We start from the raw sequence: 12,157 nt of genomic DNA on the forward strand, positions 1-12,157 counted from the left end.
TCATTAACAACATTAATTTAAAGATATATGGCACAGCAACAAAAGCCTGCTGCAACAGTAAAAACAAGCACTACCGCAACAAAGCCGGTGGCAGATACTCAACCGGTGCAATTCGTATTCGGTAAAGAAAACTACCGCTTACTCATCATCAGCATTGTGGCGGTAGCCATTGGTTTCTTTCTCATGAGCGGCACTACAGATATTTACAGCACCACCAAAATTGTTATTGCCCCGGTAGTTGTACTGGCGGGATTCGCCCTTGGTTTTTTTGCTATCCTAAAAAAACCAACAGCATAATCCACCATGAACCTTATCCACGTAATTGTTCTTGCTATAATAGAAGGCCTTACCGAATTTCTTCCTGTTTCTTCTACAGGTCATATGGTTATTGCATCGTCCGTTATGGGCATAGCTACTGATGACTTCGTGAAGCTGTTTGAAGTAGTGATACAGCTCGGTGCCATCCTTTCTGTTGTAATCCTCTACTTTAAACGTTTTTTCCGCTCTATCGATTTTTACTTTAAACTGGTGGTAGGTGTTATCCCGGCAGTAATAGTCGGCGTACTGCTGAAAAAACATATCGATAAATTGCTGGAAAGCCCGCTGGTCGTGGCTATTTCGCTACTGGTAGGTGGTATCATCCTGCTGTTTGTAGATAAATGGTTTAATCAGGACACAGCTGTCACGAAAGAAGAGAACATTTCTTACCCAACAGCTCTTAAGGTTGGCCTTTTTCAGTGTCTTGCGGTTATACCAGGTGTATCCCGTTCTGCCGCTACTATAGTTGGCGGTATGAGCCAAAAGCTTAGCCGTACTGCAGCTGCAGAGTTTTCTTTCTTTTTGGCCGTGCCTACCATGTTTGGCGCTACCTTAAAAGAGGTGTGGGATTACCACAAAACGCACGAGCAAATGTTCACCGGCGAGCAGATTAAGTTCCTGGTAGTAGGTAACATCATAGCGTTTATAGTAGCAATGCTGGCAATTAAATCATTCATTACTTTTCTTGAAAAAAGGGGATTTCAGCTGTTTGGCTGGTACCGCATATTAGTTGGTGGGGTTATTATAGTGCTATTAATGACCGGGCACAATTTGCAGATGGTGTAAGCAAAGCCGCTTTTTGTACCTTTGCTGCTTAATTTTTTGCTTTGACCTCTTACTTTACCGATATACAGCACTTTGTAGACGGACAACTGCTGCTTGTGAACAAACCGTACAAATGGACCAGCTTTGACGTTGTCGGCAAGATCCGGAATGCTTTTAAGCCGCTGAAGATTAAAGTAGGCCACGCGGGTACGCTGGATCCTCTCGCTACCGGACTTCTTATTATCTGCACGGGTAAAATGACCAAGCAGATCGACTCCTTCCAGGCCGAAGAAAAGGAATACACCGGCACACTTGTATTAGGTGCCACTACCCCAACTTATGACCTGGAGAGCGAACCCGAAGGAAGTTTCGACCTAAGTCACCTTACCGAAGAACAGATAAAAGCGGCCTGCGCGCAATTTACCGGCGAGATACAGCAATACCCGCCTGCACATTCGGCCATAAAGGTGGACGGCGAACGCCTTTACGAAAAAGCACGCCGCGGCGAAGAGGTTGAACTTAAAGCCCGCACGGTTACTATTACAGAGTTTGAGATAACCCGCATAGAACTTCCAGAGGTAGACTTCAGAGTAGTGTGCAGCAAAGGCACCTACATCCGGTCGCTGGCAAATGACTTTGGTAAGGCACTTAATAACGGCGCTTACCTATCGCGTCTCCGCCGAACGCGCAGCGGTAGTTTCCTTATCGAGAATGCACACGAGGTGATGGAACTGGTGACCAGCATCCGTGAATTAAAAAATGTTCCGCCAATAGAATAGCATTCCTCAAGTAATTTCCAGTTTACGCTTTCTACATTTACATTTGCAGTTCCTATGAAAATATATCATCATATTGATGAATTTACAACCGTTAAAAATGCCGTGGTTACCATAGGCACTTTTGACGGCGTACACATCGGGCATCGCAAGATAATTGCCAGGTTAAAAGAGCTTGCTGCTGCAAGTGGCGGCGAAACGGTAATACTTACATTTTTTCCTCACCCGCGCATGATCCTCCATCCCGAGGACGAGACAATTAAGCTGATCACAACAATTGAAGAAAAGGCTGAGTTATTGGAGCGTCTGGGTGTCGATCATCTGATTATCACGCCTTTTTCAAGGGATTTTAGCAACCAGTCTGCAGAGGAATACATAAAAGATATCCTGGTTGATAAAATAGGTACCAAAACTATTGTTATCGGCTACGATCACCGTTTTGGCAAAGACAGGCAGGGCGGCCTTCAGGACCTGCTTAAACTAGCGCCTGTATACAACTTTGAAGTACTGGAAATTCCCGAACAGGACATTAATGACGTAGCGATCAGCTCAACCCGGGTGCGTACAGCTTTGCTGGACGGGCAAATAAATGTTGCGAACGATTGCCTTGGCTATCCGTTCTTTATAACAGGTAAGGTTATTCGGGGTGACCAGATAGGCAGGCAGCTTGGCTACCCTACTGCTAACCTAATGGTAGAAGAGCAGTATAAATTGATACCTAAAAATGGCATATACGCTGTAAGAGTACGGGTAGAAAAGCAGATTTATGATGGTATGGCCTACATAGGCAACCGGCCCACCGTTAACGGTATGACGCGCAACATAGAAGTAAACATTTTCAACTTCAATCAGGATATCTACACCAAAACACTGCGTATGGAGTTCCTGCATTTTGTAAGGGATGATATACATTTTGCATCACTGGAGGAATTAACCGTTCAGTTAGGCAAAGACAAGGAAGACGTGCAAGCGCTGCTCATCCTCAACAGCCCGCAATTCAATACTTAACGAGTTGAGCGCAATACTGGAGCAATAAAAAAGGCAGCTATAGTTTATAGCTGCCTTCTTATCTAATCTCTATGAAGTGTAGTCGCTAATTTTTAAGGCTAAGCTCTTTAGTCTGCATCATCTTACGAAGGTTGTTCAACGCGTAACGCATACGGCCTAATGCTGTGTTAATACTTACATCCGTCACCTCTGCAATTTCCTTAAAGCTCATGTCGCCAAAGTGGCGCATAATTAGTACTTCTTTCTGCTCGGCAGGTAAAAGCTGTATCAACGCTTTAAGGTCCCGATGAGTTTGCTCGCGTACCATACGGTCCTCGGCGCTCTCATCATAATTGCCCAGTACTTCAAAAATATCAAAGTCGTCACCATTGTTCACCATTGGCGCGCGTTTCTCACGGCGGAAATGATCTATAACAAGGTTATGGCCTATACGGGTTACCCAGGGTAAAAACTTGCCTTCCTCGTTGTACTTGCCAGCCTTAAGCGTGTTGATTACTTTGATGAAGGTATCCTGGAAAATATCCTCGGCTAAAGCTTCGTCTTTAACAAGCAGATATATAGAAGTGTAAATTTTTGATTGGTAGCGCCTGATGAGTTCCACAAGTCCTGCTTCTTCACCGGCTACATATAGATGGATTAGATCCTGATCACTTTTCAATTGAAAATCCATAGAAAGCTACTAATAAACTAAATTAAATTTTTCGTCGTTATTAAAGTAGAGTTCTATCTATAGCGTTTCTTTTTAGGGTGATAAATCTTACCCTCAAATATAATGATCTTAAAAATAAAAACAAATATTTTTTAGTTGGGTATCTTATGTTTCGACCAAATATTATTTGTGTTGGTAAAAGATAGTCATCTACTCCGTTAAACACTATAGCAATACTCTGGTCCGTTTGGATAACGCTAAAATTTTTAGGATTTTTGCGGTCCATAATCGGTTTTGTTTTGTTAGACCTAAGACTAGTACAAAAGGTTTAACGCCAGGGTGATATTATTTATAGTTCAGCCGCAAAACAGTTCAGCCACATCAGTACAATGATCAAAGAAGCAGAAAAAGATCCGCAAAAGCATATTATAATAAAGGGTGCCAGGGTACACAACCTTAAAAACATGGATGTTGCCATCCCTAAAAACAAGCTGGTGGTAGTTACCGGCATGTCAGGCTCGGGCAAATCTTCTCTTGCTTTTGATACCCTTTATGCCGAAGGTCAGCGCAGGTATGTAGAAAGTTTATCATCCTACGCTCGCCAGTTCCTGGGCCGAATGAACAAGCCCGATGTAGATTATATAAAAGGCATAGCGCCGGCAATTGCTATTGAACAAAAAGTTATTACCAGTAACCCCCGCTCTACCGTGGGTACCAGTACAGAGATTTACGATTATCTTAAGCTGCTGTTCTCGCGCATTGGCAAAACCATATCCCCTGTTTCCGGCGGAGTGGTAAAAAAGGATACGGTTACAGATGTAGTAAACTTTGTAACCAGCCTTGTAGATGAAACGCAGGTTACCATAATATGCCCGCTACATCCGCATAACAATCGCAGCCTTAAAGAAGAGTTAGCGGTGCTGATGCAAAAAGGCTTCATCCGTGTTGAGTATAACGGGGAGCTGAACCGCATAGAAAGCATGCTGGAGGATGAATCCATTGCCAATGTTGCACAGATAAGTGATACCGCCGTCCGGATTGTTATAGACAGGATCACCAAAAACACTGAAGAGGAAACATTAAGCCGCCTGGCGGATAGTGTGCAAACAGGATTCTTTGAAGGTAAAGGAGATGTTTTTGTGCGCTACCGTGAACCAGAGGCAGACAACGAAATTGAAAAGTTTTTCTGCGACCGGTTTGAACTCGACGGAATCCGCTTTGAAGAGCCTACAGCCAATTTCTTTAGTTTTAATAACCCTTACGGCGCATGTAAACGCTGCGAAGGCTACGGTAAAGTAATTGGTATTGACGAGGACCTGGTTATTCCAGACAAGAGCAAAACAGTTTACGAAGGAGCCATAGCACCATGGCGCGGCGAAAAAATGCGCGAGTGGAACGACAAACTCGTAAAAAGCGCCATTAAGTTCGATTTCCCAATCCACCGTCAATACAACCAGCTTACACCAGAGCAACAACAGATGCTGTGGACAGGTAACCAATACTTCCGCGGGTTAAACGAGTTTTTTAAGGAAATGGAGGAGCAAACGTATAAGATACAATACCGGGTGCTCTTGTCTAGATATCGTGGCAAAACAACCTGCCCTGAATGTAAAGGCAGCCGGCTGCGGAAGGACGCTGCTTACGTGAAAATTGAAAGCCGCTCAATCACCGACATTGTGCTGATGCCGCTTGATGAAGCACTGGATTTCTTCGGCAGTTTGTCCCTCAGCCCTAATGATGTTAAAATAGGCAAACGTTTATTGCTTGAGATAACAAACCGTTTACGGTTTTTAAATGATGTTGGCTTAAGCTATCTAACGCTTAACCGTCTGTCTAATACCTTATCAGGCGGTGAGTCGCAGCGTATTAACCTGGCTACATCGCTGGGTAGCAGCTTGGTGGGCTCAGTATATGTTTTGGATGAGCCCAGCATAGGGTTGCATCCGAGGGATACCCAACGGCTGGTAGGCGTATTAAAGTCTCTTCGGGACGTTGGCAACACCGTTTTGGTTGTTGAGCACGAAGAAGAGATAATGAAAGCGGCCGACCATATTATTGATATAGGACCCGAAGCAGGTACACATGGCGGTAATTTAATATTTACAGGCACTTACGACCAGATTATAGTTGATGACAATAGCCTTACAGGCAAATACCTGAGCGGCCGGGAAGAAATAGCCATCCCTAAGACACGCCGCCAATGGAACGACTTTATTGAATTAAAAGGTGCAAGAGAAAACAACCTTAACCATGTAAGCGCAAAGTTCCCGCTGGGTGTACTTACTGTAGTTACAGGTGTATCCGGCTCTGGGAAAACCAGTTTGGTTAAACGGGTGTTAGCACCGGCATTGCAAAAAACGCTGGGCAACTACACCGGCGAGCAGTCCGGTAGTTTTGATAGCCTGGAGGGAGATTACGCTAAAATAGAACAGGTAGAATTGGTAGATCAAAATCCGATTGGCCGCTCATCACGTTCTAACCCGGTTACTTATGTAAAAGCCTGGGACGATATTAGAAACCTTTATGCTTCTCAACCGGCCGCAAAAGCCGGCGGTTTAAAACCATCTGCATTCTCTTTTAACGTAGAAGGCGGCCGCTGCGATGTTTGCCAGGGCGAAGGCGAGGTAAAAATAGAGATGCAGTTTATGGCGGACATCTTCCTGACCTGCGAAGCTTGTGGCGGCAAGCGCTTTAAGCAGCACATTCTTGACATCACTTACAATGAGAAAAACGTTTCTGAAGTACTTGACCTTACAATAGACGAGGCACTCGAGTTCTTTGCCAAAGAAGCCAAGATAGTTGCTAAGATAAAGCCACTGGTTGATGTGGGTTTGGGCTACGTGCAATTGGGGCAATCATCAAACACGCTTTCGGGTGGTGAGGCACAGCGTATTAAGCTGGCATCGTTCCTGGTAAAGGGCAATAACACACATAAAACATTGTTCATTTTTGATGAGCCGACAACAGGACTGCACTTTGCCGATATCAAAAAACTTCTGAAGTCCTTTGATGCCTTGCTTGAACACGGAAACACCATTATTGTAATAGAGCACAACATGGATGTGATAAAGTGCGCCGATTGGGTTATAGACATCGGCCCTGAAGGTGGAAATAAGGGTGGCAACGTGGTATTTGAAGGCGTTCCGGAAGACCTGATAAAACAGGAAGGAAGTTTTACAGGGGAGTTTTTGAAAGAACGGTTTGAAGTAAGATAATAAGACTGTTTTTGAACATATAAGATGTTAGAAATCGCCTCACATGAGGCGATTTTCTGTTTTAAGGGTTATGCCTCTTCTAAACAAAACCCCGGCGCTCCTGTTATCTAAGTATGACCACACCAGCAAACGACCACGATAAACCTTCGCCATCGGATACACCTACCGACAGGCCGAACGATGAAGGACATAAAAGTATTGTTAAACAACGCGACAAACAATATCATGCCGACGAGCCGCAGCAGGAAGATGTAGCGGGTTATTACGAAAACCGCGAGCAACCGGTAACACCCTTGAAGACGCCGCTGAAAGAAGATCAGCCGGACGCTACAAGTGATGACGCCCGCAGACTGGAATCTAAATAACTATATGGCTTTAGCTATTCCCGCGGAGTTAAACTGAAGATCGTACAGCTTGCGATAATAGCCATTTTCTATTCGTAACAGTTCCTGGTGGGTGCCCATTTCCATTATCTCGCCATGATCAAGCACGATGATCTTGTCTGCATTTTGAATGGTAGATAACCTGTGTGCTATAACAATGGCAGTACGCCCCTGCATAAGCTTGTTAATTGCATTTTGAATGAGCAGCTCAGTTTCGGTATCTACGGATGAAGTTGCTTCGTCCAACACCAATATTGAAGGATTGTAAACCAGCGCACGAATAAACGATATCAGCTGCGCCTGCCCTGCCGATAGCGTGGCACCGCGCTCCATCACGTTGTAGTCGTACCCGCCGGGAAGCCGTTCTATAAACTCATGCGCGCCTACATCTTTAGCCGCCTTAATAATTTCCTCGCGGGTGATTGCAGGGTTGCTCAGGCTAATGTTGTTTCCTATGGTATCTGCAAACAAGAACACATCCTGTATCACCGTGGCTATTTTCGAACGAAGGTAGTCCACGCTGTACTCGCGGATGTCATGGCCATCAACTGTTACGCTGCCCCTGCCGATGTCGTAAAACCGGTTCAGGATATTTATGGTAGATGATTTGCCGGCACCTGTGGCTCCTACCAGGGCCAGGGTTTCACCAGGTTTGATGTGGAAGCTGATGTTCTTTAGTACCCAGTTCTCTTCTATATAAGCAAACCAAACATCTTTAAACTCTATCTCGCCTTGCATGGTTGCCGGTGCAAGTTTACCGTCATCAACGGCTACATCCTCGGTGTCCAGTACTTTGAAAATACGGTCGGCACCAACCATGCCCATCTGCAAGGTGTTAAACTTATCTGCCAGCTGGCGTATAGGCCTGAACAGCATGTTGAGCAGTACAATAAAACCTGTAATAACACCCGGAGTAACCCCGCCCGGATGTGCAGAGATAGCATGCAGCTGCTGATCGTTCAGTATCCTTTTACAGCCGTACCAAACCAGCAGGCTCATACATATAGCGAACAATATTTCTACAACCGGGAAAAATATTGAGTAGTACCAGTTAGACCGGATGTTAGCGTCGCGGTATTTTTGATTTACCGATTCAAACTTTCGCATTTCCTGATCCTCCCGCGCGAAGTACTGGATAATACTGATACCGCTGATATGCTCTGCTAGGAAAGTATTCAGTTGCGCTACCTGGGTACGCACTTCCTGAAAGGACGATTTGATGGCCTCTTTAAACACGTAGGTAGAGGCAAACAGAAACGGCATAGGTATCATGGTGATCAGCGCAAGCTTCCAGTCCTGCCAAAGCATAATGCCGATTACTGCTACTACCAGAAGCAGGTCGCCCATTATGGAGATAAGGCCTTCTGAAAAGATATCGGCAATGGTCTCCAGGTCAGATACTGTTCGGGTGATGAGCATGCCTATTGGCGTGCGGTCAAAATAGCGCAGGCGCAGGCTTGTAATATGATTAAACACATCCTTACGCAAATCGCGTATTACCGATTGTCCCAGTGAGTTGGTGAGATACGTTTGATAGTATTGAGCAATGGTTTGAACAACTAGTTGAGCTATCATCAGCTCTATCATAAATACCAGCCCATGATAGTCGTTCGCCAGGATGTACTTATCCAATGTACGCTGTATCAGTATCGGCTGAATGATAGCGACTACTGCCAAAAAGATCGTGAGGAAACCCGCCAATACAAATACACCCATATACGGGCGTACATAATGCATTATGCGTTTGAGCAGGTGCCAGTCGAACGCTTTACCGGTGACGCCACCGCCGTTTGCTGCCGCGGTAACTTTGGTGTCTTTGTTATCTTTCTTCTCGCTCACTAGTCTAAAGTTATTTAAAATTCCTTGCACCCGCAATTGCTCCCCCTTCAGGGGACTGGGGGGCTGTTGTCAGATACGGATATTTTACTTCTGTAAGATAAAGCCCGCATGCAGGCACGCTGGTACCAGCACAGCCGCGGTCCTTGCTGTCTATAACATCGCGAATGCCTTCCGGTTCAATTTCTTTGCGGCCAACAGTAAGTAAGGTACCTACAATAGCGCGCACCATGTTACGCAAAAAACGGTCGGCAGATATTTTAAAGACAATGCCTGCTTGTGTTTCCTCCCATATCGCATTAACTATCTTACAATTGTTGGTTTTCACCTGTGTGTTCGATTTACTAAAGCAGCTAAAATCCGTATAGCTCATCATTATAGCCGCAGCCTGGTTCATTAACTGAACATCTGGTTTATCGCGCAATAGCCACGAGTAGCCATGTACAAATGGGTCCTTATTAAAGTGGATGTGGTACTCGTAAGAACGCAGGGTAGCATCAAAACGCGCATGCGCATCTGGCTGTACATGAATAATGCGTTTTACGGCAATATCATGTGGTAATAAAGCATTAAGCCCTCTAACCCACCCCCCCTCCGCCCCCTGAAGGGGGAACTGTTGAAGCTCCTTCCCAGCTCCACCTTCAGGGGGTTGGGAGGTAAAATGGGCGAAAAACTCCATTGCATGTACGCCTGTATCTGTACGGCCGCAGCCGGTAGTTTCTATAGGCTGGCGCAGCAGTGTAGACAGAGCTTTGTTCAACAACTCCTGTACAGTAACTGCATTGGGCTGTATTTGCCAGCCGTGGTATTTTGTACCATCATAAGCCAGTTCAATAAAATAGCGTTGTGAATTTGCCACGGCTGCAAAGGTAACATCATTTACGATTTTAAATTTACCCCCTGTGCGCATATCTTTGTTTCAACTTACAGCAAAACAATCATGCTTCAACGTATACAAAGTGTTTACTTACTTTTTGCATCCCTGGTACTTTTCGGACTATTCCTGTTCCCGCTGGCGCACAACATTTATATAGATGGTAAAGATATTGACGTTACCATACGCGGCCTTTTTCAAAACGTAAATGGAAAGATCACACAGACCGAAAGCTTTGCGGCGTTGTCCGTTGTTACGGCTGTTGTGGCATTCCTTCCAATATTTATAATTTTTCTTTACAAGAACCGCAAGCTGCAGGCTACACTTTGCTACAGCTGCATCCTGGTGCTTATTGGTTACAGCTTTTGGATGGCGCAGACCGTTAAAAAAGCTGTCGGTGCAATTACACTCGGGTACTCCAACATGGGTATTGGCCTTTTCTTAACATCACTCAGCATACTGCTTCTGATCTTTGCAGCAAAGTCTATAAATAAAGATGAGAAGCTGGTAAAGTCTGCTGACAGGTTGAGGTAGGCTAAGCTAAAGACGAAGCTTTTTTCGTGTAGAAACTTAAAGGCTTGTTAGATTCGCTTAAATAATTAGGTTAAATCTTTAACTTTTCAGGGCATTGCCTTGCGTCAAAAACATCAAGAATAATAATTGCATTTTCATCTTCACGAAAGTATAGGACGTTGTGCTTTGTCAACACACACTTTTGTACCCTCTTTTCCTTATTTATAAACGGGTATAAAGCTGGGGATCAGAGATAAACTGATATATTCGTTCAAATCTAACAACAAAGTTCTTAGCTGTCTTCTCACTCCAATTAACTAGTAAGTACTTAACTACAGTTTCAAAGTTCTACTCAGCCAAGGAGGTCATGAACACTGTTTTAGCCATTTAGGTCATACTTCTTACGTATTTCCTTTAAGACATTGTCAGCAGGTCTCATCAAACCAGCGTCGGCCTGTTCAAGACTTTCAACAATACGGCGTTGCATAGCTTCAGGCATGGTGTTCCATTCTTCAGATGGCACCACGGCATTGAAATAATTAAGCACCATCCCGTAAATTTGCTGAAGTTGCTCGCCATCAGCATGCTCAATCTTATTGAGCAGATCAGCTTTAATCGCAGTCTCTTCCATACTCAAATACACCTTTTTTCAAACAAAAAGCCTTTCATAAATGAAAGGCTTTTTGTCACACATTTACTATTAAGGCTTACGCTTCTACCATGCTTTCGCCGGTAACGGTTTCCTTTATTTTGGTCTCTAGTTCTTCAGCCAGTTCCGGGTTATCCATTATTAACTGCTTAACCGCATCACGACCCTGACCCAGACGGGTTTCTCCGTAGCTAAACCACGACCCTGCTTTTTTAATGATGTTGTATTCAACACCAAGGTCTATAATCTCACCAGCTTTAGATATACCTTCGCCAAACATAATGTCAAACTCGGCTATACGGAACGGCGGCGCAACTTTGTTCTTTACAATCTTCACCTTAACCCGGTTACCGGATACCTCGTCGGTATCTTTAATCTGCGATATACGGCGAACATCCAAACGTACCGAAGCATAGAACTTCAAAGCGTTACCACCGGTTGTTGTTTCAGGGTTACCAAACATCACCCCTATTTTATCGCGCAACTGGTTGATGAATATACAGCAGCATCCTGTTTTGCTGATGGTACCGGTAAGCTTACGCAATGCCTGCGACATTAAACGCGCATGCAAGCCCATTTTAGAATCGCCCATCTCCCCCTCAATCTCGGCCTTTGGCACCAGTGCCGCAACCGAGTCAATTACCAGGATATCAATAGCGCCCGAGCGGATCAGGTTATCGGCAATTTCCAGTGCCTGCTCGCCGTTGTCCGGCTGAGAGATCAGCAGGTTCTCCACATCTACGCCCAACTTCTTGGCGTAAAACCTGTCAAAAGCGTGCTCCGCGTCTATAAATGCCGCTATGCCACCTTTTCTTTGCGATTCGGCAATTGCATGTATGGCCAGCGTTGTTTTACCTGACGACTCAGGCCCGTATATTTCTATTACCCTTCCTTTAGGCAAACCGTTCACTCCTAAAGCAATGTCCAAACCAAGCGAACCGGTTGATATTACTTCGGTAGCTTCAATGGCAGTATCACCCATTTTCATGATGGTGCCTTTACCGTATGATTTTTCCAGCTTATCTAAAGTAAGCTGCAGTGCCTTCATTTTATCTGTATTGCTCATTTTATTAATTTCGTGAAACAAATATAATCATAATTTATTAATTACTAATTTTTTTAGCAATTATTTTTTGGTTAGCTGCTGATGTAAACTTACCTAACAACAATA

Annotated in this window: 12 protein-coding genes; 7 read left to right on the forward strand and 5 right to left on the reverse strand. The window is 44.5% G+C overall.

The window, feature by feature from the left end:
• Positions 1 to 27: 27 nt before the first annotated feature.
• From AC59GT_RS10780 to AC59GT_RS10795, 4 genes are read left to right on the forward strand one after another with little or no spacing between them, the layout of a single operon-like run.
• Positions 28 to 297 (forward strand): DUF3098 domain-containing protein, encoded by a 270-nt coding sequence (locus AC59GT_RS10780; protein ID WP_497237637.1) that lies wholly within the window; start codon positions 28 to 30, stop codon positions 295 to 297.
• A gap of 6 nt (positions 298 to 303) precedes the next feature.
• Positions 304 to 1,104, forward strand: a complete 801-nt coding sequence (locus AC59GT_RS10785; RefSeq protein ID WP_117383858.1) for an undecaprenyl-diphosphate phosphatase — start codon at positions 304 to 306, stop codon at positions 1,102 to 1,104.
• A gap of 41 nt (positions 1,105 to 1,145) precedes the next feature.
• Positions 1,146 to 1,862, forward strand: coding sequence for a tRNA pseudouridine(55) synthase TruB (truB, locus tag AC59GT_RS10790; RefSeq protein ID WP_497237638.1), 717 nt, complete (start codon positions 1,146 to 1,148; stop codon positions 1,860 to 1,862).
• A gap of 54 nt (positions 1,863 to 1,916) precedes the next feature.
• Positions 1,917 to 2,867, forward strand: coding sequence for a bifunctional riboflavin kinase/FAD synthetase (locus AC59GT_RS10795; RefSeq protein ID WP_497237639.1), 951 nt, complete (start codon positions 1,917 to 1,919; stop codon positions 2,865 to 2,867).
• 85 nt (positions 2,868 to 2,952) lie between these two features.
• Here the strand turns inward: AC59GT_RS10795 and AC59GT_RS10800 are convergent, their stop codons facing one another.
• On the reverse strand, positions 2,953 to 3,537 hold the full coding sequence (locus AC59GT_RS10800; RefSeq protein ID WP_117383855.1) for an RNA polymerase sigma factor: 585 nt from the start codon (positions 3,535 to 3,537) through the stop codon (positions 2,953 to 2,955).
• Between the two features lie 368 nt (positions 3,538 to 3,905).
• Between AC59GT_RS10800 and uvrA the strand changes: the two genes are divergently transcribed.
• Positions 3,906 to 6,731: an excinuclease ABC subunit UvrA gene (gene uvrA / locus AC59GT_RS10805; RefSeq protein ID WP_497237640.1), complete on the forward strand. Its 2,826-nt coding sequence runs from the start codon at positions 3,906 to 3,908 to the stop codon at positions 6,729 to 6,731.
• 113 nt (positions 6,732 to 6,844) lie between these two features.
• Positions 6,845 to 7,096 carry a hypothetical protein gene (locus tag AC59GT_RS10810; protein ID WP_497237641.1) on the forward strand — a complete coding sequence of 84 codons (252 nt, stop codon included), beginning with the start codon at positions 6,845 to 6,847 and terminating at the stop codon, positions 7,094 to 7,096.
• On the opposite strand, the gene AC59GT_RS10815 is transcribed toward AC59GT_RS10810, so the two are convergent.
• The gene (locus AC59GT_RS10815; protein ID WP_497238290.1) at positions 7,097 to 8,851 is read right to left on the reverse strand and encodes an ABC transporter ATP-binding protein; all 1,755 of its coding nucleotides are present in this window, start codon (positions 8,849 to 8,851) and stop codon (positions 7,097 to 7,099) included.
• Positions 8,852 to 8,963: 112 nt separating this feature from the next.
• Complete coding sequence (gene truA, locus AC59GT_RS10820; RefSeq protein ID WP_497237642.1) at positions 8,964 to 9,809, reverse strand: tRNA pseudouridine(38-40) synthase TruA; 846 nt, start codon at positions 9,807 to 9,809, stop codon at positions 8,964 to 8,966.
• An 81-nt stretch (positions 9,810 to 9,890) separates the two neighbouring features.
• Between truA and AC59GT_RS10825 the strand changes: the two genes are divergently transcribed.
• Positions 9,891 to 10,358: a DUF4293 domain-containing protein gene (locus tag AC59GT_RS10825; RefSeq protein WP_497237643.1), complete on the forward strand. Its 468-nt coding sequence runs from the start codon at positions 9,891 to 9,893 to the stop codon at positions 10,356 to 10,358.
• Between the two features lie 358 nt (positions 10,359 to 10,716).
• On the opposite strand, the gene AC59GT_RS10830 is transcribed toward AC59GT_RS10825, so the two are convergent.
• Together AC59GT_RS10830 and recA are read right to left on the reverse strand one after the other, a co-directional pair.
• Complete coding sequence (locus tag AC59GT_RS10830) at positions 10,717 to 10,968, reverse strand: hypothetical protein (protein WP_497237644.1); 252 nt, start codon at positions 10,966 to 10,968, stop codon at positions 10,717 to 10,719.
• 76 nt (positions 10,969 to 11,044) lie between these two features.
• Positions 11,045 to 12,052, reverse strand: a complete 1,008-nt coding sequence (gene recA / locus AC59GT_RS10835; protein ID WP_117383848.1) for a recombinase RecA — start codon at positions 12,050 to 12,052, stop codon at positions 11,045 to 11,047.
• Positions 12,053 to 12,157: the final 105 nt, after the last annotated feature.

It is taken from the genome of Mucilaginibacter sp. 320_HR (assembly GCF_059691875.1).